The sequence below is a fragment of the Sulfitobacter sp. genome, assembly GCF_036961165.1.
Classification (GTDB): Bacteria; Pseudomonadota; Alphaproteobacteria; order Rhodobacterales; family Rhodobacteraceae; genus Sulfitobacter.
Genome location: NZ_JBALVJ010000001.1, coordinates 39,528 through 62,049, shown reverse-complemented (window position 1 = coordinate 62,049; position 22,522 = coordinate 39,528). Strand labels below are relative to the sequence as shown.

Annotated in this window: 21 protein-coding genes; 2 read left to right on the top strand and 19 right to left on the bottom strand. The window is 59.2% G+C overall.

Going from position 1 to position 22,522, the window contains the following annotated elements; translation table 11 throughout:
* Positions 1 to 116: 116 nt before the first annotated feature.
* From ftsZ to V7730_RS00280, 12 genes are all read right to left on the bottom strand, one after another.
* Entirely contained in the window at positions 117 to 1,793 is a 1,677-nt protein-coding gene (gene ftsZ / locus V7730_RS00335; protein WP_335745577.1) for a cell division protein FtsZ, read from the bottom strand.
* 545 nt (positions 1,794 to 2,338) lie between these two features.
* Positions 2,339 to 3,673: a cell division protein FtsA gene (ftsA, locus tag V7730_RS00330; protein WP_335745576.1), complete on the bottom strand. Its 1,335-nt coding sequence runs from the start codon at positions 3,671 to 3,673 to the stop codon at positions 2,339 to 2,341.
* The gene (locus V7730_RS00325; protein ID WP_335745575.1) at positions 3,670 to 4,560 is read right to left on the bottom strand and encodes a cell division protein FtsQ/DivIB; all 891 of its coding nucleotides are present in this window, start codon (positions 4,558 to 4,560) and stop codon (positions 3,670 to 3,672) included. Before V7730_RS00325 ends, ftsA begins: the two co-directional genes overlap by 4 nt.
* Positions 4,548 to 5,429, bottom strand: coding sequence for a D-alanine--D-alanine ligase (locus V7730_RS00320; RefSeq protein WP_335745745.1), 882 nt, complete (start codon positions 5,427 to 5,429; stop codon positions 4,548 to 4,550). The genes V7730_RS00325 and V7730_RS00320 overlap by 13 nt, the downstream gene beginning before the upstream one ends.
* 124 nt (positions 5,430 to 5,553) lie before the next feature.
* A complete protein-coding gene (gene murB, locus V7730_RS00315; protein WP_335745574.1) occupies positions 5,554 to 6,462 on the bottom strand; it encodes a UDP-N-acetylmuramate dehydrogenase in 909 nt (302 codons plus the stop codon).
* Between the two features lie 5 nt (positions 6,463 to 6,467).
* Positions 6,468 to 6,746 (bottom strand): hypothetical protein, encoded by a 279-nt coding sequence (locus tag V7730_RS00310; protein ID WP_335745573.1) that lies wholly within the window; start codon positions 6,744 to 6,746, stop codon positions 6,468 to 6,470.
* Positions 6,747 to 6,753: 7 nt separating this feature from the next.
* On the bottom strand, positions 6,754 to 7,014 hold the full coding sequence (locus V7730_RS00305) for a DUF2484 family protein (RefSeq protein ID WP_335745744.1): 261 nt from the start codon (positions 7,012 to 7,014) through the stop codon (positions 6,754 to 6,756).
* Positions 7,014 to 7,262 carry a DUF2484 family protein gene (locus tag V7730_RS00300; RefSeq protein ID WP_335745743.1) on the bottom strand — a complete coding sequence of 83 codons (249 nt, stop codon included), beginning with the start codon at positions 7,260 to 7,262 and terminating at the stop codon, positions 7,014 to 7,016. The genes V7730_RS00305 and V7730_RS00300 overlap by 1 nt, the downstream gene beginning before the upstream one ends.
* Positions 7,262 to 8,677 carry a UDP-N-acetylmuramate--L-alanine ligase gene (gene murC / locus V7730_RS00295; RefSeq protein WP_335745572.1) on the bottom strand — a complete coding sequence of 472 codons (1,416 nt, stop codon included), beginning with the start codon at positions 8,675 to 8,677 and terminating at the stop codon, positions 7,262 to 7,264. Before murC ends, V7730_RS00300 begins: the two co-directional genes overlap by 1 nt.
* Positions 8,674 to 9,729, bottom strand: coding sequence for a UDP-N-acetylglucosamine--N-acetylmuramyl-(pentapeptide) pyrophosphoryl-undecaprenol N-acetylglucosamine transferase (locus V7730_RS00290; protein ID WP_443070168.1), 1,056 nt, complete (start codon positions 9,727 to 9,729; stop codon positions 8,674 to 8,676). Before V7730_RS00290 ends, murC begins: the two co-directional genes overlap by 4 nt.
* 47 nt (positions 9,730 to 9,776) lie before the next feature.
* The gene (gene ftsW, locus V7730_RS00285) at positions 9,777 to 10,943 is read right to left on the bottom strand and encodes a putative lipid II flippase FtsW (RefSeq protein ID WP_335745570.1); all 1,167 of its coding nucleotides are present in this window, start codon (positions 10,941 to 10,943) and stop codon (positions 9,777 to 9,779) included.
* Between the two features lie 124 nt (positions 10,944 to 11,067).
* Positions 11,068 to 11,592 carry a peroxiredoxin-like family protein gene (locus V7730_RS00280; protein WP_335745569.1) on the bottom strand — a complete coding sequence of 175 codons (525 nt, stop codon included), beginning with the start codon at positions 11,590 to 11,592 and terminating at the stop codon, positions 11,068 to 11,070.
* Between the two features lie 109 nt (positions 11,593 to 11,701).
* Between V7730_RS00280 and V7730_RS00275 the strand changes: the two genes are divergently transcribed.
* Positions 11,702 to 12,880, top strand: a complete 1,179-nt coding sequence (locus V7730_RS00275) for an NAD(P)/FAD-dependent oxidoreductase (protein ID WP_335745568.1) — start codon at positions 11,702 to 11,704, stop codon at positions 12,878 to 12,880.
* 3 nt (positions 12,881 to 12,883) lie between these two features.
* Here the strand turns inward: V7730_RS00275 and murD are convergent, their stop codons facing one another.
* Complete coding sequence (gene murD, locus V7730_RS00270; protein ID WP_335745567.1) at positions 12,884 to 14,281, bottom strand: UDP-N-acetylmuramoyl-L-alanine--D-glutamate ligase; 1,398 nt, start codon at positions 14,279 to 14,281, stop codon at positions 12,884 to 12,886.
* A 56-nt stretch (positions 14,282 to 14,337) separates the two neighbouring features.
* On the opposite strand from murD, the gene V7730_RS00265 reads away from it, so the two are divergent.
* Positions 14,338 to 15,252, top strand: coding sequence for a glutaminase (locus tag V7730_RS00265; protein WP_335745566.1), 915 nt, complete (start codon positions 14,338 to 14,340; stop codon positions 15,250 to 15,252).
* A gap of 64 nt (positions 15,253 to 15,316) precedes the next feature.
* Here the strand turns inward: V7730_RS00265 and mraY are convergent, their stop codons facing one another.
* The 6 genes from mraY to rsmH all read right to left on the bottom strand — a co-directional run bounded on the left by mraY (position 15,317) and on the right by rsmH (position 22,521).
* Positions 15,317 to 16,399 carry a phospho-N-acetylmuramoyl-pentapeptide-transferase gene (gene mraY / locus V7730_RS00260; protein WP_335745565.1) on the bottom strand — a complete coding sequence of 361 codons (1,083 nt, stop codon included), beginning with the start codon at positions 16,397 to 16,399 and terminating at the stop codon, positions 15,317 to 15,319.
* 76 nt (positions 16,400 to 16,475) lie between these two features.
* Positions 16,476 to 17,903 (bottom strand): UDP-N-acetylmuramoyl-tripeptide--D-alanyl-D-alanine ligase, encoded by a 1,428-nt coding sequence (locus V7730_RS00255; RefSeq protein WP_335745564.1) that lies wholly within the window; start codon positions 17,901 to 17,903, stop codon positions 16,476 to 16,478.
* Positions 17,900 to 19,372, bottom strand: a complete 1,473-nt coding sequence (locus V7730_RS00250) for a UDP-N-acetylmuramoyl-L-alanyl-D-glutamate--2,6-diaminopimelate ligase (protein ID WP_335745563.1) — start codon at positions 19,370 to 19,372, stop codon at positions 17,900 to 17,902. Before V7730_RS00250 ends, V7730_RS00255 begins: the two co-directional genes overlap by 4 nt.
* A gap of 28 nt (positions 19,373 to 19,400) precedes the next feature.
* Complete coding sequence (locus V7730_RS00245) at positions 19,401 to 21,194, bottom strand: peptidoglycan D,D-transpeptidase FtsI family protein (RefSeq protein ID WP_335745562.1); 1,794 nt, start codon at positions 21,192 to 21,194, stop codon at positions 19,401 to 19,403.
* Positions 21,191 to 21,541, bottom strand: a complete 351-nt coding sequence (gene ftsL, locus V7730_RS00240; protein ID WP_335745561.1) for a cell division protein FtsL — start codon at positions 21,539 to 21,541, stop codon at positions 21,191 to 21,193. The genes V7730_RS00245 and ftsL overlap by 4 nt, the downstream gene beginning before the upstream one ends.
* Complete coding sequence (rsmH, locus tag V7730_RS00235; protein WP_335745560.1) at positions 21,538 to 22,521, bottom strand: 16S rRNA (cytosine(1402)-N(4))-methyltransferase RsmH; 984 nt, start codon at positions 22,519 to 22,521, stop codon at positions 21,538 to 21,540. The genes ftsL and rsmH overlap by 4 nt, the downstream gene beginning before the upstream one ends.
* Between the last annotated feature and the right edge of the window lies 1 nt (position 22,522).

The window sequence follows — 22,522 nt, the reverse complement described above, 5'->3', positions numbered from 1 at the left end:
ACTGAAACATGACTGTTACAAACGGGCGCAAAGCCGCCGCTGGCAGCGCAACCTCATGTTATAAAAAGAAAAAGGGCCGCCCTAAAGCGACCCTCCACATCACGAAATCACGTAATTTAGTTTGCCTGACGACGCAGGAACGCTGGAATCTCGATGCGTTCCTGATCCGGTGCAGCTTCCTGACGGGGCTGCGGCGCAGCTGCTGCCTGCTGGCGCTGTACCGGTGGCTGCTGACGTGGTGGCTGTTGGGTCGGAGCTGCCGCACGTGGCTGGCCTTCGCCTTCTTGCGTCCCTGTCATCCGGTTGATGAGCGAATTAATCCCGAAGCGGGGACGCTCACCTGCAGCGGCAGTCGGCGCGGGCGCCGCCTTTGGCTCTGGCGCGGCAGCACGTTGTTGTTGTGCCGCAGGAGACGCACGCTGGGCTGCTGCACGCAAACGCGCCATCGCTTCAGGAGAAGGCGTACCGGGCGTCGGCGCACGTGGTGCGATGAACGCTTCAGGCTCTGCTTCCAAATGATCGTGGTGCGGCTCGTAAGAAGTGGGCTCTGGCGTGTAGGCAGGGGGCGGCATATCGTCTGCGCGCTCTTCTGCATACTCGCTGCGGCGACCTTCAAACAGATCACGGCTGTCAGTGCGGGCCACTTCACGCGGAGCATCGTCAAAGAAGCTTGGTGTCTGGGGCTCTTCCTGGCGTTCTTCCGCAACTGCGGCAACGCTTGCTGCTACCGCTGGCGCCGGTGTGGGCTCAACTGCTTCTTCAATCACTTGCTGCTTGAGAGGCTTGGACATGGAGCGGCGTGGCACAGGCATATCCGTGTTCACGTCCAGCGCATCGATACCTGTTGCAACAACGCTCACGCGCATCATGCCACCCATGTTTTCGTCCAGCGTGGAGCCGACGATGATGTTCGCCTCTGGGTCTACTTCTTCGCGGATGCGGTTTGCGGCTTCGTCCAGTTCGAACAGGGTCAGATCATGGCCGCCTGTGATGTTGATAAGAACACCCTTGGCACCGCGCAGAGAGATTTCGTCCAACAGCGGGTTAGCGATGGCTTTTTCGGCTGCCTGAATAGCGCGGTCTTCGCCCTCGGCTTCACCCGTGCCCATCATGGCTTTGCCCATCTCGTCCATCACAGCGCGCACGTCTGCAAAGTCGAGGTTGATCAGGCCGGGACGCACCATCAAATCGGTAACGCCTTTAACGCCTTGATACAGAACATCATCCGCCAAGGAGAATGCTTCGGTAAAGGTGGTTTTTTCATTGGCCAGACGGAACAGGTTCTGGTTTGGAATGATGATCAGCGTATCAACGACTTTTTGCAACGCCTCAACACCGTCTTCAGCCTGACGCATGCGCTTTGCACCTTCAAACTGGAATGGCTTGGTCACAACACCAACAGTCAGAACACCCAACTCACGTGCAGCTTGCGCGATGATCGGGGCAGCACCCGTACCCGTGCCCCCGCCCATACCGGCAGTGATAAAGCACATATGTGCGCCGGCAAGGTGATCAACAATCTGCTCAATGCTTTCTTCGGCAGCCGCGGCACCAACAGATGCCCGTGCGCCCGCGCCCAAACCTTCGGTAACCTTGACACCCAACTGAACCCGGCTGACTGACTTGGCCTGTTGAAGAGCCTGCGCGTCAGTGTTGGCAACTACGAAATCCACACCATCGAGTTCTTTCTCGATCATGTTATTTACGGCATTGCCCCCTGCTCCGCCTACACCAAAAACGGTAATGCGTGGCTTGAGGTCGTCCTGTCCCGGCATCGATAGGTTCAAAGTCATCTTGGTCCCGCCTGTTCTGCTTGCCCGCACCGCGCGAGCGATTTTTTCCCAAATTTATTTAATACTAGACGCGTGTTTGCCTCGCGTCACGTAGAAAACACCGTGTTTACACCAAATATAGACAAATTTCCGCCACTATCCGCGAGATTTCGCCCATTGGTACAGATATTGCGTAAGTCGCCCGACACACCACCATGCACCGGAAAAGAGCCCGCCCACACGGGCGCGCAACGGCAACTCATTCAATCTATTTGGGGTCCTGCTCGACCCGCCAGTGCGCTTATTGGTGTCGGACCTCTTCTGGGACCTGATGCGCTTATAATGAATAATATACGAAGAATTTGAGCTTGTCACCCATCCCCACAGGGTTTTTGCCCGCAAAAACCACCGCGAACGGCAAAAGCGTCAGAGCCGTAGTTTGATTGAACAGACAGGTGCACGCGCCCCAGATCCGAAAAGCAAATGATCCTCCAGGATCATTTTTCAATCTACCGGAAGGCCATTATTAAATCATCACCATTTCGTGACGGGTCGGCGCAGCAGCATTACCAGTTATCTTTGAACCACTTCACCGCGCGCTTCAGTGATCTTGCGGGATAGCGGTCTGCGGGGATGTCAAAATCCCACCATTCGTCTTGCGGATGTGCTGCAAATAGCGCCAGCCCGACGGCAGAGGAGAAGCCCGGACCGGTTGCTGCCTGTGGCAAACCGTGAACACGCAAGGGGCGGCCAAGACGAACCTGCTGGCCCAAAACCTTGCTCGCCAACCCGTCAAGACCGGGGATCTGGCTACCGCCACCCGTCAGCACGATCTGCTGGCTTGGAAGATAGTCAAACCCTGCGGCATCCAGACGTGCGCGAACTTCTTCGAGGATTTCTTCAACGCGCGGACGCATAATGCCGATCAATTCGGCACGGCTGGCAGTCCGGCGGTCGTGCTCATAATCGCCCGTCTCGCCGCCAATCTCGATCATTTCGCGATCATCCATGCCGGTGGCCTGCACCCCGCCGTAGAATGTCTTGATCCGTTCGGCGTTGGCAGTTGGCACCTGCAGCCCCATTGAGATATCGGAGGTAACATGATCCCCGCCCATGCGGATGCTGTCAGAATAGATCATGTGTTTTTTGATGAAGATCGACACACCGGTCGCACCACCGCCCAGATCGATACAAGCCGCGCCCAACTCCTGCTCGTCCTCTACCAATGCGGCGATACCCGAGACATAGGCAGAAGACGCGATACCAGCGAGCTCCAGATCACAGCGTTTGATACAATAGGCCAGATGCTGCACGGCGGCGGCATCAACAGTCAGCATGTGCAAATCAACGCTCAGTTCGTTGCCGAGCTGGCCGCGCGGATCAATCAACCCGCTGCGGTGATCAAGGGCAAAGTTTACGGGCTGGGCGTGCAGCACTTCACGGCCTTCGCCATATTCAGGCACATCGCAGCTACTCAGCACACGGGCCACGTCGTCCTCTGTCACCACTTGATCTTCAAGCGTCACCATTGCGTCAAGACCATAGCTGCGCGGCTCACCGCCAGCGAAACAGGCAATCACATGATCGACGCGGATTCCGGCCATCTTTTGCGCTGCTTGCAAGGCGGTGCGAATGGCCCGCTCAGTTTCACCCATCGCCGTGATCTCGCCAAAGCGTACACCGCGTGAGCGGGTCGTGGCCGCTCCGATAACGCGAAAACCGGACTGCCCTGCCAGCGATCCCATCTCACCCTCGTCATCCAGTCGCGCAGAGCCATCAAAGCGCAACACAAGTGCTGCAATCTTGGAGCTGCCTACGTCCAGAATAGCAACCACACCGCGCTGCATCGCGATCTTGCGCATCTGCCGCATGGTGCGCTGGCTGTTATATAGATCATTCATTTTTTGCTTGCCCTAAACGCTGCCTGTTGGGCCGACCTCTCTTCGGCGGCCTCATTTGTCATTAGCACTGTTGGTCGGCGTGCCAGCCGCATGTCTACCCGCGCAACATCGCGGGTCAGAATATCTTGAGCGCTCTCCAAAGCGAGCACACGCTCGAGCGCGCGCTGCGGTTCTTCGGAAGGCAGTAGTATGCGCTGGTCACGGTCCAGAACGACGTCCCAACGCCGCTCTCCCATCCGTACCAAACCGCGCAGCCGCTCACCCAGCGGGGCCGCAGCCTGTATCAGCTCCAGTGCCTCGGCCACATTTTTATCAGCCCCCTCACCCGCGATCAGCGGTAGGTCTGGACGGGCATAGCGGTTGGTTGCCGCTGCGACATAAATGCCGTTTTCATCCACCAGCACGAGGCCATCTTCGTTGCGCCATAAGGCGACAGCCATGCGCGGCTCAATATCGATCTGCAGAACGCCACCTGGGCGGATGCGCACTGAGGCTGATTTGACTGCAGAAATCTCGGTCACTTTGGCGCGCATTGCGTCAAGGTTCAGATCAAAGCTGGAAACCGGAAAATTAAGAGGCAGCGTTTTGCGGATGTAGCTGGCAAGCTCATCCTCAGCCCCGTCGACGGCCATGAGATTGACCATGAACTCAGGGCGCGTTTCGATGCTGGCGCGGGCTTCGGCTACGGCTTCTTCAATGGCACCACGGCGCGCTTCGTCAGAGAGGTACCACGTGCCAGCCAACAGTGTGATGCAAAACGGAACACCCGCGCGTAACGCCAGCCGTATGCCCGGCGTCAGCATCAGCCGCTGCATCCGCCACGCCCAACGCGACGGCGCAGGGTCGGCCCTGCCAGCAGGCGCCTTTTTGCGGATCAACGACCGCATGAGGCATCCTCCACGATCCACGCGCAAAGCTCCGGAAAGCTCATGCCAGTGGCCTGGGCCTGCTCTGGGGTGAGTGACGTGCCGGTCATGCCCGGTTGCGTGTTGGTCTCAAGCAGGATCAGCCCTGCCGCACCGCGCGCCTCGTCCCAACGAAAATCGGTACGGCTGACACCGCGACAGCCCAATGCGTTGTGCGCACGCAAAGCGTAATCGAGGCAAAGGTCAAAGATCTCTTGCGGGATATCCGCAGGCACCACATGGCGCGATCCGCCGTCTTTGTACTTGGCGTCATAATCATACCAGCCGGTGGTGATAATGTCAGTCACCGTCAGCGCGTGGTCACCCACAACGGTGGTCGTCAGCTCGCGCCCCGGCGCGAACGCCTCAACCATCACCATCTCTGGCATTTCCGGCCCCAACTGCGGCGGGCCGTCGTTTTCACCCGATACCAAGTAGACCCCGACGGATGAGCCTTCGTTGTTCGGCTTGACCACATAGGGTGCAGTCATCACGTGGCTTTCACGGACCCGCTGAGCCGGCACGATCAGGCTGGGTACAACTGGCAAACCTGCGGCACGAAAAATATCCTTGCTGCATTGCTTGTCCATCGCAACGGCAGAGGCCAGCACGCCGGAATGAGTATAGGGAATTTGCAGCCACTCAAGGATACCCTGAACGCAGCCGTCCTCGCCCCAACGGCCATGCAGGCAGTTGAATACCGCATCAGGTTTAAGCTCTGTCAAAACGGCACAAAGATCAGGGCCCGCATCGACCTCGATCACTTTTTCATATCCGTATTCCCGCAGTGCGGCCGCGCATGCGCGCCCTGTGATGAGCGAAACCTCGCGTTCAACCGAAGGTCCACCCATGATTACCGCCACCGTGGGGTTTGTCCTGCTCGACATACCCTTGCGCCTCAATGTCCCAGGCCTTTTGCGGCCCTTATTTCTTATTGGTTGCCGTTTTACGGCATTAGCCCATGCGACCTGACGTTTATTTTTCGCCTATTCGCATAATTTCCCACTTTAACGTGATACCGCTGCAATCGTAAACCTTTTTTCGCACTTCTTCGCCTAAACCTTCCAGATCAGCGGCGGTGGCATCACCGGTATTGATCAGAAAATTGGCATGCTTGGGGGACATTTGCGCACCGCCGCGGGTCGCGCCCTTCATGCCCGCGTCCTGAATGACCTTCCATGCTTTCAGGTCATGCACGTCATCCGCCTGTCCGGTCGAGCTGAAGCCAGCCGGATTGCGAAAAGTCGATCCGGCACTGCGGTCTTTGGTCGGTTGAGAGGCATCGCGTTTTGCTAGCTGATCCACCATCCGCGCATGAAGTTCTTCAGGGTCACCGGAGGGCGGCGCGAAAGTAGCACTGACAAGCACGGCACCCTGCGCCAAATCACTTTGGCGATATTCGAAATTCAGATCCTCAGCAGTAAACGTCACCAACTCCCCTGCCCGCGTCACCGCTTGCGCATGCACAAAATGGTCTGCTGTGTAACTGCCATAGCAGCCGGCGTTCATCCGAACGGCGCCGCCAATACTACCGGGAATGGTGCGCAGAAATGTCAGATCCAGCCCCGCATCCGCTGCATTGCGCGCCACATAGGCGTCCAGCGCCGCCGCACCTGCAGTGACCCGACCACCCTCGATCTCGATCCCGTTGAAACCGCGCCCCAGCCGGATCACCACAGCCCGCAACCCGCCATCGCGCACGATGAGGTTCGAGCCGACACCCATGGGAAAGACTTCAATTTCTGGCGAAAGATCACGCAGGAAGCACTGCAGGTCCTCCAGATCAGCGGGTTGGAGTAGATAGTCTGCGGGTCCACCAACACGCAACCATGTCAGCTCGGACAGGGGGCGCTTCGGGGTCAGCTTTCCACGCGGAGTTGGCATCCCGCTCACGTCTCGTCGACCCTGCTGCTGCGAAAACTGCGCACCAAGCGCCCGATTAGCCAACCAACGCCCAATGCGCTAAAGGCATAAAGCAACGCACCTGCATGGGCCATAAGCGCTGGGGATGACAGTGGCATGGCATCCAGCCCAAACCACATCCAAAGCGTATTGAGCCCCATGCCAAACAGCGTGACGATAACAAAAAGACCAAAGCGTTTCTTATAGCCCGCATAGCCGCAGCCAAACATCCAGACTGCGAGACCAGCCAGCAAAACCATCACCATTACAACATCACTCCGCAGGGGTGGTACGGCCGCCGCGCCGCAACCAGCGGCCCAGATAGATCACCGGCCAGCGCAGGACTGAGCAACCGCCCGCAAGCACCAGCAAACCGATCCACGGCCCATGCTGCATAACAACGAAACCGACAATCGGTATCCCGATCGCTATCAGAATATAGGCATTGCGCCAATGGTAGTCCTTGCTGGGTGTCATGGCCAACACATTGGCCACTACAGCCCAGATGCACGCAAGTATAAGAGAGAAGCTAATCATTCTGGAATCTCCGGATGCTCGCCGCGCAGCCGCGCCGCGATATAGCGTAGCGGATTGCGGAACATGGATACAAAGGCAACAAAACCTAGCAAGGCATAGACCCAGCCAAACTGCTTACCCGCGATAAAGATCAGAATAGGCGCCGCGATGAGCAGCACCAGAGCTGGGAAATACTGACGGCGCACCGGCAGCATTGCCACTGCCGCCGAAGCGAACACCCAAGCAATTGAGAGCCAGACCAGCATCACGCCGCAGCACCTTTGAGCGCACGCAGCGCGTCAGGAAGGCCGTTCGCCCAACCGCTGATTGTACCCGCCCCAAGGCAGACGACCATATCACCGGGGCGCGCCTGCTCGGCGACCAATTTGGCCAGATCTTCGGGACCGTCCACGCGGCGGGCATGACGGTGACCGTGTTGGATAAGCCCTGCTACAAGACTGTCGCGGTCCGCGCCCTCGATAGGCTCTTCGCCGGCAGCATAAACATCAGCGATACCAACAACGTCACAGTCGTTGAAGCAGGCGCAGAATTCATCGAAATGGTGGCTCAGACGGGAATAGCGGTGCGGCTGGTGCACGGCAATCACGCGCCCTTCGGTCGACTGACGCGCAGCTTTGAGCACGGCGGCAATCTCGACCGGATGGTGGCCGTAATCGTCAATGATCGTCACGCCGTCGACTTCGCCCACTTTGGTAAACCGGCGGTTCACGCCACCAAAGCTGGCCAGTGCCGCGCGGATTTCTTCACCCTTCATGCCCAGATGACGCGCCACGGCGACAGCGGACAGCGCGTTTGAGACATTGTGATCTCCCGGCATCGGCAGCGCGCAATCCTTGATGATGATGTCTTCGTTTTGCAGATGGATATCGAAATGCGCCACGCCAGCTTTATAGTGTAGACCAACCGCGCGGACATCAGCCTGCGCGTTGAAGCCATAAGTGATGACACGGCGGTCGGTGATCTTGCCCACAAGCGCTTGGACTTCGGCATTATCGATGCAGCACACGGCCACGCCGTAGAATGGAATGTTCGAAGTGAACTCCAGAAAACCCTGTCGCAGGTTCTCGATGGTGCCCCAGTGATCCATATGTTCGGGGTCGATATTGGTCACAATCGCGATGGTGGCGGGAAGGCGGTTGAAGGTGCCGTCGCTCTCGTCGGCCTCGACGACCATCCACTCGCCCTCACCCTTGCGCGCGTTCGAGCCGTAGGCGTGAATGATGCCACCGTTGATCACGGTGGGATCAAAGCCGCCGCCGTCCAACAGCGCCGCAACCATGGTTGTGGTGGTTGTCTTGCCATGGGTACCTGCGATTGCAATGTTAGACTTGAGGCGCATCAGCTCCGCCAGCATTTCAGCGCGGCGCACGATTGGCAGCCCATTGAGACGTGCGGCGTCCAGTTCCGGGTTGCCCGGTTTGATCGCGGAAGAAATCACAACCACCTGCGCGATTTCAATATTCTCGGCGCTCTGGCCCTCGAAGATCGTCGCGCCCAGTTCTGCCAGACGGTCTGTGATAGGAGTAGTTTTAAGGTCCGATCCCTGAACAGTGTAGCCGTGGTTCAAAAGAACTTCTGCGATGCCAGACATGCCGATGCCGCCGATACCAACGAAATGAATGGCGCCCACATCTCCGGGCAGTTTGGTTACGGCGTTCATGAATCAGGTTCCTTGGGGGCGGAAAGATCTTCGACCATGTCGGCCAGCGTTTGTGCGGCCTCCGGTTTGCCAAGCGACAGCGCCCTGTTTGCCATCGTCAAGGCGGCAGGTCCGTTGGACAAGATCGTATGGATGAATTCGCTGAGTGTGTCGGGGTATGCCGCGTCTTCGCGGATCATGACGGCCGCTTCGGCTTCGACCAGACCACGCGCGTTCGCGACCTGATGGTCACCTGCCGCAGCGGCAAAGGGGATGAGGATCGATGGCCGCCCGATCACAGAAATATCCGCAAGCGACGATGCGCCAGAGCGGCTGATAACCAGCTGTGCTTCGGACATGCGGCGCGGCACGTCATGGAAGAAGGGCTGCACATCGGCGTCGATGCCATTTTCAGCATAGTATTCCGAAACGCGCGCTGCGTCCTCATCACGGGCCTGATGGCTAACGCGGATGTTGCGCAGCATCTCCATCGGCAAGGCAGCAATAGCCGGAGGCACAACATCACTCAGGATGCGCGCGCCTTGGCTGCCGCCCATCACCAAAAGCTCCATCGGGTAGTCGCCGGGCGCAATATAGCCCGCGCCTGCCCGCTCAAGCACGGATGCGCGGACAGGGTTCCCGACATGGTAACCCTCAACGCCTTCGGGCAGCGTTGTGGGCCAAGTGCCACAGGCCACACGGTCCACCCGCTTTGCAAACACCTCGTTCACGCGACCAAGCACGCCGTTCTGTTCATGGATCATACGCGGCAGGCGCAACATCCATGCCGCTCCCAGCGCGGGAATAGAAGGATAACCGCCAAAGCCGACAACCACCGTCGGCCGGTCACGCAACATACGGAACGCAGCACTTACCGTGCCGCTTACAATTCTGAATGGCACTAATGTCTTGGCCAACAAGCCGCCGCGCGCGAAAGTTGCGCTTGCGATCTGTTCAACCTCGACTTGCTCGGGGAACCCGCTTGTGTAGCGTGCGCCGCGTGCATCGGTGCTCAGCTTGACGCGCCAACCACGCGCCAACATCACCTCAGCCAGCGCTTGCGCGGGGAACATGTGCCCCCCCGTACCACCGGCAGCGATCACCAGAAGTGGCGCGCCACTCACGTTCGGCCTCGTGACAGCAATGCGCTGATCTCACCCTGCGGACGGGTACGGGTAAAGGCAAGCAACATGCCCAAAGCGATGCCAGACGCAATGACAGAACTGCCGCCGTAGCTGACGAAGGGCAATGTCATGCCCTTGGCGGGCAACAGGCGCACGGCAACGCCCATGTTGATAATGGCCTGGACCCCGAACATGCAAGCAAGGCCCGTACCGGCAAGCCGGACAAACGGATCACGCTCACGCATCAGGCGCAGCAGGGAACGGACAACAACAGAGGCATAAAGCGCGATAATGCACAGCACCAGCACCAGCCCGTATTCCTCGGCGGCGACCGCGATGATAAAATCCGTGTGCGCATCGGGAAGCGACCATTTCACTTCGCCTTCGCCCACACCAACACCGAACAACCCGCCCTCGCGGATGGCGTTGGTGGCATAGCCAAGCTGCGTTGTCGGATCGACATCCACGCTCAGAAAGCCATCAATACGGCGCGCAAAGTGTTCAGAGCTGGAATAGGCCAAGGTGCCAGCCAGAACGACCAAGCCCGCCATACCAAACAGCAACACCATCGGCGCACCGGCCACAAAATACACCACGCCCCAACCGAACAGCACCAGACACGCCTGACCAAAGTCGGGCTGCAGCGCCAGCATCAAAACGATCGAGATACACAAACCAAAAGACCACGCTTTGCCCGGAGGGCCGTTGATCTCAAGGCTGGCCGCCATCATCCACGCAGAGACAACCACGAATCCCGGCTTAAGAAATTCGGATGGCTGGACGGAGGCAAATCCAAGGCTATACCAACGCACCGCGCCCTTGCCGAAGTCCGTCCCGAAGAATGGCAACATCATCAGGGCAAAAAAGGACAGAGCAAAGCCGATCACGGCAAGCCTGCGCACAACTGTGGGGGTCATCATCGAGGTCAGCATCATCGCGATCATCGCCAAACCACCGAAAAAGGCTTGTCTCTGAACGTAATGGAACGGCTCGAAACCGTTCTTTTCAGCCAACGGCGGAGAGGCCGCAAGCCCCAGCAACATGCCGACGCCGAACAGCATCAGAATACAGGACAACGCCCATTTATCGAGCGTTCGCCACCACTTGGGTAGGATTGGTTCGCCGTCCCGCACTGGGAGAGCGCCATAGACCATTTCTGTCATGGGTACGTGCCTTACACTGCCTGTCTCGCCTCCTTTGCGGAGGTCTGACATAAGTATAACGCTAATTCACCTGCGCGGCTAGGGTCTTTGCACCCTTTTGCGCCGCGCAGGTGACGGGACTGGATCAGCCCGAATGGGTGCCGCGAATGGGGTAGTCATTGGCGCGCACAAACTTGATCCCGTTGGCAATGCCTTGCAGGTCGGGACGCGCAAACGGCGCGTTGGACACGTCGAGGATCTGAATCGTACCTTCGGCGTTGATTACAAACAGGCCGGGCTCGGCAAAGGGGCGGTCAGTTTCCTGCGGGCTGCGCGGGTCCGAGACATAAAGCCCCAGCGTGTCCATCTGCGCCGCGCTAAGTCCGTAGCCGATGGCCAGTGTCAGCTCCTTCTCATCCGCAAAGGCCTGTGCCTTTTCCTCCGGATCAGCAGAGATGGCCACCACGTCCACACCCAACTCACCGAACGTCGCCTCAAATTCTTGCAGGCGGGAAAGGTAGGTTTTGCAGATCGGGCAATGCAAGCCTCGGTAGACTACAACAAGTTGCCAGTCATGATCGCCGCGCGGCGCGCCAAGGGTAAGCGTACCGCCGCCAAGGGCTGCAACATCGGTCTTCGGGAAAATGCTTCCTGCAGGGAGTGCTGTCATGGGTCATATCCTTTTATGTTTCTACTCGAACACCTAGCCGCTTCTGCCGCGCCAACAAGCCGCTTCACAAAGGCTTGACCAGCCCGGCCCCTTCAGGCACGCCCTCGCTATGGATTTCGAGACAGTTATCATTGGCGCAGGCGCCGCCGGCATGATGTGTGCGGCCCATCTGGAGGGGCGCACCCTGCTGGTGGATCACGCCAAAGCACCGGGTGAAAAGATCCGCATCTCGGGTGGTGGGCGGTGTAATTTCACCAATCTTCATACTGACCCGCAGGCTTTCATCTGCGCCAATCCACACTTCGCAAAATCGGCCCTTGCCCGCTACACCCAGTGGGACTTTATCGCATTGGTCGAAGCGCACGGCATCGCGTGGCATGAAAAGACACTGGGCCAGCTATTTTGCGATAACAGCGCAAAGGATATTATCGCCATGTTGCGCAAGCTGATGGAGGCCCGCAGGGTCGAACTGCGCTTGCAAAGCTCGGTCAGTGATGTGGAGAAGACCGACAGCGGTTATGTCTTCACGCTGCACTCTGACGGAAAGACACAGCGCATGACAGCGCGCAGCCTTGTTATCGCGACAGGTGGCAAATCCATCCCAAAGATGGGCGCAACCGGCTTTGCCTATGACATCGCGCATCAGTTTGGCCTGCCTGTCACCGAAACGCGGCCCGGCCTCGTACCCTTCACCTTTCCCGATGGCCGCTTTTCCGAAATTTCGGGCGTAGCTACCCCTGCAAAGGTGCACGCAGACGGGCCTGTCTTCGAAGAAGCACTGCTTTTTACACACCGAGGTCTGTCGGGACCTGCGGTTTTGCAAGCCTCCTCCTATTGGACCGACGGCCGCCCCGTGACCTTCGACATCGCCCCCGATGGCATGCTGGAGGCCCTGCGCACCCAGCGCAGCGTGGCGGGTCGGCGCAATTTCACAACAGAACTTGCCCGCCTCTTGCCCGCACGACTGGTGGAGCATCTGGCCGGCCTGTTCGATCTGAGCGGCAATCTGGCGGATTGGTCCGACAAACGTCTGGGCGCGCTGGTGGACGGGTTGCGCCGGTGGGAGCTGGTCCCCGGCGGCACCGAAGGCTACCGCACAGCCGAAGTCACGTTGGGCGGCGTGGACACCGATGCTCTCAGCTCACGCACGATGGCGGCCAAAGCGCATCCCGATCTCTACTTCATCGGCGAAGCGGTCAATGTGACCGGCTGGCTGGGCGGATACAACTTCCAATGGGCATGGTCCTCGGCCATGGCCGCCTCCGTGGACCTGAACGCCGCGCCCTAGACCTTAGTCCAGATACGCGCGCACACGCTGCACGAAATCATCGCCGCGCTTCTCGAAGCTGTCATACTGGTCAAAGCTCGCTGCGGCGGGCGCCAATAGCACCACATCACCGGATTCAGCATCAGCAATCGCGCGGGCCACAGCAACTTCCATGGTTGTGCAGACCTCTGCGTCCACTTTGAGCTGCATGGCAAAGCCTGCTGCTTCGCGCCCGATTACATAGGCCTTGCGAACAGATCCCGAGGCAGCAGCAAGCCCGTCCAGCCCGCCCTCTTTCTCAAGACCACCACAAATCCAACGGATGTTCTCGAAAGCTTGCAAAGCTTTGGCTGCTGAATCCACGTTAGTGGCCTTACTGTCGTTCACAAAGCGAACGCCGTTCTTCTCACCGATGGTCTGGCTGCGATGCGGCAACCCGCCAAAGCTGTGGAAAGCAGCCTCGATTACCTTGGGGGCAAGGCCCAATGCGCGACACGCAGCATAGGCACAGCAGGCATTCTGATGGTTATGCGATCCCGGCAATCCGGCGATGCCGCGCAGATCAATCGAAGCTGCCTGCTTGCCGTTGCGGTATTCGCTGAGGAAGCCCTTGCGGGCATAGACCTGCCAGCCGGGGCCGGTCAGCTTGCGGTCCACGCTCACGCGGATCACACGGTCATCTACAACACCCTCGCTGAGCTGCCCCGCCAGAAACGCGCCTTCCTGCTCGTCCACACCAATCACAGCGCGGTCGGGTCCGCCTTCGGCGAACAACCGACGCTTGGCCGCGAAATAGCCGCCCATACCCGCATGGCGGTCCAGATGGTCAGGGCTGAGATTCGTAAATACGGCCACGTCCGGCGTCAGGCTGCGCGCCAGATCGGTCTGATAGCTAGACAGTTCAAGAACAACCACACCGCCGTTAGATGCAGGTTCGATATCCAGCACACCGCGCCCGATGTTGCCGGCAAGCTGGCTGTTGCGTCCGGCATGCTCAAGAATGTGATGAATCAGCGCCGAGGTGGTCGATTTGCCGTTGGACCCCGTAACCGCGATCACCCGCGGAGCCACGTCAAAGCCGTCCCATTCGGAAGTGGCAAAGCTTTGAAAAAACAGGCCGATGTCATTGTCTACTGGCACGCCTGCTTCCAGCGCCGCCGCGACGACAGGATTGGGTGCGGGATAAAGATGCGGGATGCCGGGGCTTACAATCAACCGCGCGACGCCGTCAAACGCGCCAGCGCGGGTCAGCTCCAGACACTCGAACCCTTCGGCCTCGGCTGCATCGCGTGCGCGCGGGTTGTCGTCCCAGCACACAGGCTCCGCCCCGCCCGCCTGCAAGGCGCGTGCCGCCGACAGGCCCGACCGCCCCAAGCCCAACACAGCCACCCGCTGTCCCTGCATGCCCTGTACTGGTATCATCTTGTGTCTCCTGTTAACGCTGCCTTGCCCGAATACCCCCGATCCCGGAGGCCTCTATGCCATCTCCCTTGCCAGAGATTTTGTCACAACTCAACGCGGACATGCGTAGAGACGATGACTGGGGTAAGGTTGCGATCTATATTCCGGAGCTTGCCGACGCCGCGCCGGATCAGTTCGGCATTTCCGTAGCCACAGCCGATGGCGCGCTCTACAGCGCCGGAGATGCCGCAACGCCGTTTTCCGTCCAACCCGTGACCAAGGTATTCACCCTCGCGATTGCGCTGGGGCGATCTGGGGATCAGCTGTGGAAACGTGTAGGCCCCGAGCCTTCGGGACGCGCCTTCAACTCCATCGTGCAGCTAGAGGCAGAGGAAGGTCGTCCGCGCAATCCGTTCATCAATGCAGGCGCGATTGTCGTCACTGACGAGTTACTTGCAGGAAGTGCCCCACGCGAGACGTTGGGCGAAATCGTACAATTCGTCCGCACTGCCGCCGAAGATGATGATATTCATATCAACCAACGTGTCGCTGCCTCGGAAAACGCGCACGGGCACCGCAATTATGCGTTGGCGCACTTCCTTGCCTCGACCGGCAATCTGAAGAATTCACCCGAAAAAACTCTTGGCACCTATTTTCATCATTGCGCGATTGAGATGAACACACACCAGCTTGCCATGGCGGGCCGCTTCCTGATCGACAGCCCGCACCTGCCCCGCATGATCATGCCCCCACGCATCCGGCGCCTGAATGCGCTGATGCTGACGTGCGGGCATTGCGATGGTTCGGGGGATTTCGCCTATCGCGTTGGCCTGCCCGCGAAATCAGGCGTGGGCGGCGGCATCCTTGCCATCGTTCCCGGCGTGGCCAGCGTTGCGGTCTGGTCACCTGGCCTCAACCGCTATGGCCACTCCTTCAAAGGGACCGAAGCTATGGCCCTTCTGGCGCGCCAGATGAGCTGGTCAATCTTCTGACCCTGTATCTTAGTGCCGAAAAGACTTGGGGGACCGACCATTTGGCCGATCCCCTTAAAATCTCTTAGCGCACCTTGAGAGTAGCAAGCCCGATCAGCGCGAGGATCAGGGAGATGATCCAGAAACGGATCACGATCTGCGGCTCGGCCCAGCCCTTTTTCTCATAGTGGTGGTGGATTGGCGCCATCAGGAACACGCGCTTTCCGGTGCGTTTAAAATAGAGCACCTGAATGATCACACTCATCGCCTCGACCACGAACAGGCCGCCGACGATAGCCAACACCAGCTCATGCTTAGTGGCAACGGCAATGGCCCCCAACGCACCACCCAAGGCAAGGCTGCCGGTGTCACCCATGAAAACGGCCGCTGGCGGAGCATTATACCACAAAAAGCCAAGCCCGCCGCCGAATAGGCCCGCTGTAAAGATCAGGATTTCACCGGTGCCGGGGACATAATGCACATCCAGATATTCGGTAAAGTCCACGCGGCCGACCGCGTAGGCAATCACGCCCAGCGTGCCAGCGGCGATCATCACCGGCATGATCGCCAACCCATCAAGGCCGTCTGTCAAGTTGACCGCATTCGCCGCGCCGACGATCACGATCATCGCAAACGGCACAAACAGAAATCCGAGGTTCAGAAGCGTGTCTTTAAACACGGGCAATGCCAACTGGTATTGAAGGGATTCAGGGTGATACTGCGTGGCCCAATAGCCTGCAATGCCCGCAATCAAAAAGCCCAGCAACAGCCGCACCTTAGAAGACACGCCCGCCACGGTCTGCTTGCTCACCTTCGCATAGTCATCCGCAAAGCCGATGGCGGCAAAGCTCATGGTGACAAACAGCACCATCCAGATGAACGGATTGTCCAACCGCGCCCAAAGCAGTGTCGAGGTCAAAAGCGCGCCCACAATCAGCAAACCGCCCATAGTCGGGGTGCCTGCTTTGGCAAAATGCCCCTCGGGGCCATCAACGCGGATCGGCTGACCTTTGCCTTGCGTGCGGCGCAGCATGTTAATCAGCGGGCGGCCAAAGAGGAAACCGAAGACCAATGCCGTCAGGAACGCGCCGCCTGCGCGGAAGGTGATATAGCGGAAAAGGTTAAAGAAATCGCCACCGTCCGAGAGAAGGGTCAACCAATACAGCATACATCGTCCTTAATTGATCAGCGGTTACGGCCCCACATGTGGTGGCTCTTGATGCAGCGCGCCCTGAATACAGGTGTTATTCGTCCGACACCGGATGGCCCATTTTGCGGATGGCGTCAACGATTAGGCCCAATTTCATGCTCAAAGAACCTTTGGCCAACACCACGTCACCCGCATCTATGCGGTGGCGCAGCCCTTCGCACATCTGCTCCGACGTCTCGAACCATGCTCCGCGCTGATGCTCGGGCAGCAGGTCATATAACGCACGCATCATCGGACCAACACAATGGACCACATCCAGCGTCTTGGTCGCATCCAGATGCGCCAGCCCCGCATGAAGCGCGACTGAATCCGGTCCCAGCTCTTTCATATCGCCCAAAAAGGCTATGCGGCGTCCCTTGCCGTGACGACCGACACCATCGGTGGTCTTGGCCCCTGCCAACACCTCCAGTGATGCTGCCATCGAGGTGGGATTCGCATTATAGCTGTCATCAATGAGCGATAGCGCCTCGCGCGGCTCTGTCGGGTCCAGCTGGATCACCTCACGCTGGCCGCGGCCCTTATAGGGTGTCCAGCGGCCAAGCTCTGATACTGCTTGCCCCAGATCAGCACCGATGGACTGCACAATTGCAAGCGCCCCCAATGCGTTCATGGCAAAGTGACGCCCCGGTGTGGCGAGCTTGAACAGCAGCGGTACATCGTCCACCTGAGCCTGAACAATTGTCGTATCGCCCTGAATGCTCAGTTCTTTAAGCGTCCACTCATAGCCATGCTCGCCGAAAGCGATACCATTCAGCCGGCGGTCGATTGTTTTGGCAGCAAGGATCGCGGAGGTTTCGACATCCGCATTATAGACAGCAGGCGCGCCAATGGGCAGGCTGTCAAAAATGCTGGCCTTTTCCAAGGCGATGCCGGTGATATCATCGAAAGCCTCAAGGTGAGCGGCGGCCACCGTAGTCACCAGCGCCGCATGAGGCCGTGCCAACATGGTCAGCGGCAGGATCTCACCGGGGTGGTTCATGCCCATCTCGATGATCGCGTATTCCGTGTCCGCAGGCATGCGCGCCAGCGTAAGCGGCACGCCCCAGTGGTTATTGTAGCTGGCTACAGACGCATGGGTGCGCCCTTGCGGTGCCAGCATCGCCAGCAGCATTTCTTTGGTCGATGTTTTCCCCACCGAACCGGTGATCCCGATAACCTTGGCCTGCGTGCGTGTACGCGCCGCAGCTCCCAGCGCCTCCAGCCCCTTGAGCACGTCTTCAACAATCAGTAGCGGGGCACCATCGGCAACACCGTCGGGAATACGAGAGACCAGCGCTGCCCCTGCCCCCTTTGCCAGCGCTTGCGCAACGAAGTCATGGCCGTCCCGCACATCTTTGAGCGCGACAAACAGATCGCCCACCTCAATCGTGCGCGTATCAATTGAAACCCCGTTGACCGCCCAATCGCCCTGTGCGCGACCACCTGTTGCGGCCTGTGCTTCTGCTGCTGTCCACAAGCTCATGTCAGTCTCCCGTCCAGTGCGGCCACGGCCACGCTGGCTTGTTCCACGTCATCAAAGGGCAACACATCGTCGCCGATGGTCTGGCCTGTCTCATGCCCCTTGCCGGCAATCAGCAGGGCGTCACCGGGTTCCAGCACATCGATCCCGCGCAAGATCGCCTCGGCACGGTCACCCACTTCGGTCGCGTCCGGACAGCCTGCCATAACGGCGGCGCGGATGCTTGCTGGGTCTTCGGAGCGAGGGTTGTCGTCAGTGACAAAGACCAAATCGGCGTGCATGGCCGCCGCTTTCCCCATCAAAGGACGTTTGGCGCGGTCACGGTCTCCGCCTGCCCCGACAATCGCCACGAGACGGCCCATCACATGCGGGCGCATGGCGGCAAGCGCTGTGGCGACAGCATCAGGCGTGTGTGCGTAATCAACAAAAACAGCCGCACTATTGTCGCGTGTCGCGGCCAACTGCATGCGGCCACGCACCGTGCTCAGATGCGGGATGGTGTCGAACACCTCGGTCGGCTCGGCACCGCAGGAAATCACCAACGCCGCTGCCAGCATCACATTGTCTGCCTGAAAGCCGCCGATCAGCTCTAGGCGCTTTTGATAGGCCTTGCCACGCCAGCTAAAGCGCAGGTCTTGCCCCGTCGCATCAAAGCGTTGCGCAATAAGGTGCAGGTCCCCGCCATCACGGCCAACGGTCATCACCTTGCAGCCGCGCGCGGCGGCCATGGCTGCCATATCTACGCCTTTACGATCGTCAATATTGATCACCGCAGTGCCGTCTTGCGGCAGAACACGCGCAAAAAGGCCGGCTTTTGCGTCAAAATAGGCCTCAAAGGTTTCGTGGTAATCGAGATGATCTTGGGTGAAATTCGTAAAGCCGGCTGCGGTCAGCGTAACCCCGTCAAGGCGGCGCTGGTCGAGCCCATGACTTGAGGCCTCCATCGCAGCGTGGGTGATGCCGTTTTGCGCGGCTTCGGCAAGGGTGCGGTGCAGGGTAATCGGCTCTGGCGTGGTGTGGGCCAATGGGGCGGTCCACGCCCCCTCGACGCCAGTGGTGCCAAGGTTGATAGCCGCAAGCCCCATTTCGATCCAGATCTGACGGACAAAGGTGCTGACAGAAGTTTTTCCATTGGTGCCAGTCACCGCGATCATCTTAGCAGGCTGGGCACCGAACCAAAGTGCGGCGGTACGCGCCAGCGCCTCACGCGGATCATCCGCAATCACCAGCGCCGCCCCTGCTGCGCGCACGGCATCGCCCGCAAGCAGCGCACCTTGTGCATCGGTCAGGACGGCAATCGCGCCACGCTCCAACGCGGCATCAACAAAGCTGGCGCCGTGTACGACCGAACCGGGCATCGCTGCGAACAGGGTGCCGGATGTCACCTTGCGGCTATCTACGCATAGGTTTGTGAGGGCGGGATTCTCTTTCCCTGCGGCCACAAGGCCCAGGGAATTCAAGGTGGTGCTCATGGGGTGTGCCATAGGGGCCAGTTCCGGCTTAGTTGCTGCTGGTGAGCGTTATACCAGCGAGTTCTGCGGGTTCAATGGCAGGTCGCATCCCCAAAAGCGGCGCAACGCGGCGGACCATCTCTGCTGCGATCGGGACGGCTGTCCAGCCCGCGGTGCGGCGCGGTTTTCCGCTTGAGGTTTCTACCGGTTCATCCAGCGTCACTATCAGCACGTAGCGCGGATCATGCGCAGGGAACATCGAGGCGAAGGTGGTGATCGTCTTGTCTTCATAATAGCCGCCAGTCGGTTTTGGCTTGTCAGCCGTACCCGTCTTACCGCCAACGAAATAACCCGGCACCTCACCAAAAGAGGCGGTACCGTCGTCACCCGCTACCACACTGCGCAACATCTCGCGTGCGGCGGCGGCAACGTCTGCACGCATTACCCGCTCCCCTATGACAGGGCGGTTTTGCTTAAGCAGCGTCGGCTTGACCGCCCGCCCGCCGTTCGCAATTGCTGCGTAACCTGCGGCCAGATGCATCGCTGTGGTCGAAATGCCGTGACCGTAGGAAATGGTCACAGCGGACAAATCTGTATAGCGCGACGGCAACAACGGGGTGCTGCCAGATGCTTCGATGATCTCGAACGGAGATTTCTCAAACAGGCCAAGACTGCGCAGGAAATCCTGCTGACGTTTTTTGCCGATCATCAGCGCAAGACGGCCCGTTCCCCGGTTCGAGGACTTCTGGATGATCTGGCCTACGCTGATCGTTCCATAGTTCTTATTGTGGAATTCACCGATGCTGTGGCCACCTACTCTCATAGGGCCTGCGGTGTCGATCATCGTGTTTGCATCGACCAAACCCAGTTCCATCGCTTGGGCTGCCGCAAAAATCTTGAAGGTTGATCCTAGTTCATAGACCCCCTGAACCGAGCGGTTGAACAGCGGACTGTCAGAGGCGTCCCCTTCAATCGCAGGGCGCGGACGGTTGTTGGGATCAAAGCTTGGCAAGGATACGACGCTGATGACCTCACCTGTGTGGACATCCATCAAAATAGACGTCGCACCTTTGGCGTTCATCAGCTTCATGCCACCGCCCAGCACCCGCTCGGACGCGGCCTGAACGCTCAGATCAAGGCTCAGCTCAAGCGGTTTCCCTGCGTTGGATGGGTCGCGCAGATAATCGTCAAAATATTTCTCTGCACCGGCAACGCCGATAACTTCGGCTGCGCGCACACCTTCACGGCCAAAGCTTGCGCCGCCCATGATGTGAGCGGCCAGTTTGCCGTTAGGATATAGACGCATGTCGCGGGGCGCAAACAGCAGACCCGGATCGCCAATATCATGCACGGCTTGCATCTGCTCTGGGCTGATTTTCTTCTTCACCCACAAGAACTTGCGCTTACCGGTAAAGTCTTTGATCAGACGCTCTTCTTTCAAGTCGGGGAATATCTTGGCCAGTTTTCGCGCGGCCCCTTCCCGGTCCACCATGTGGGGTGGTTGGGCGTAAAGCGCATGGGTATCCAGATTTGTCGCAAGGATATTGCCGTTGCGGTCCACAATATCCGCACGCGTGTTCGCAATGATAGAGCCTGGTGCATGGGCGCGCGGCTCAACCGGGTCAGAGACCGCAAGCAGCCCCATCCGTGCGCCAACAACAGCAAACGCGCAGAAAAAGAAAACGCCCAGCACCAGTAGGCGGCCCTCGGCACGGTTGCGATCACTGTCGCGCATCTGTTCGTGCCGGATGCGCCGGTTCTGGTGTTCAATTGCGTCGGGATTTTCGCCGTTCGCGCGGGCCTCAAGGATACGGGCCAAAGGCCGCAGAGGAGTGCGGATCATAGCGGATCCTCCGCGTTCATCGTAGAGACATCAACCGAGTTGGTGATCGGCAGCAAGTCAGGCGCTGGATACTGCACTTCATCCACCTGACCGAATTGGTCAGGGTGCAACGGCAACAGCTGCAAACGCTCAAAGTTCAGCTCCGCCAGATCGCGTAGCCGGTCAGGGCGATTCTGGAATGCCCACTCCGCGCGCAACACTGCCAGACGGGCATGCGCCTCGCGGATTTCAGCATGAAGACGGTCCGTGTTATTCAGCACAGCCTGAGTGGCGTAGTTTTCGCGATAGGCCCAAAAGGCCAGCCCGATCACACCCAGAGCAGTCAGTACATAAATCACCGATCTCATTTCTTTTTTTCCTTCATCATCGGCATGCCGAGGGCCTTTGCCTCGATACTGCCCGCCGGTGCATCGGTTCGCGTCGCAACCCGCAGCTTGGCACTGCGGCTGCGGGGGTTCTCTTCTAATTCTTGTGCGTCTGGCCCAATGGCTTTGCGCGACTTGATCGTGAACTGCGGCGCATCCTGTATCGTCTCGGGCACGAAGCGGTTGGCATTTCCACCCGCCCCTGCCCGCGCGGTCAGGAAGCGTTTGACCATCCGGTCCTCGACCGAGTGGAACGTGACCACAGCCAGTTGTCCGCCTGGTTTGAGCGCGCGTTCTGCCGCCATCAACCCACCCCACAGCTCACCGTATTCATCGTTCACCGCGATGCGCAGCGCCTGAAAGGTCCGCGTTGCGGGGTGGCTTTGGTTCGGCTTGGGGCGTGGCAGACAGCTTTCGACCAGCCGCGACAGCTCCAGCGTGCGGGTGATCGGCGCGTCGGCACGGGCCAGCACGATTTTCTTTGCAATCCGGCGGCTTGCGCGCTCTTCACCATAAAGGAAGATGATATTGGCCAAGTCTTCTTCTGTGGCCTCGTTGACCAGATCAGCAGCCGAGGGGCCATCTTGGGACATCCGCATGTCCAGCGGCCCGTCGCGCATGAACGAAAAGCCCCGCTCGGACAGATCTAGCTGCATGGAAGAGACACCAAGGTCCAGCACAACACCGTCAAGGTTCTGGGCATATTCATCCATTTTGGAGAATACACCCTGCTGCATCACCAGCCGGTCGCCATACTCCGCTGCCCAAGGCTGCGCCATCTCGAACGCCAGCGGATCACGGTCCACCGCGATCACACGCTCTGCACCGGCATTAAGCAGCCCACGGGTATAGCCGCCCGCACCAAAGGTGCCGTCCAGCCATATGCCATGCACAGGTGCGACAGCCGTCAGAAGAGAACGGAGCAGGACGGGGATGTGGGCGGAGGTCTGGGAGGCAGCCATA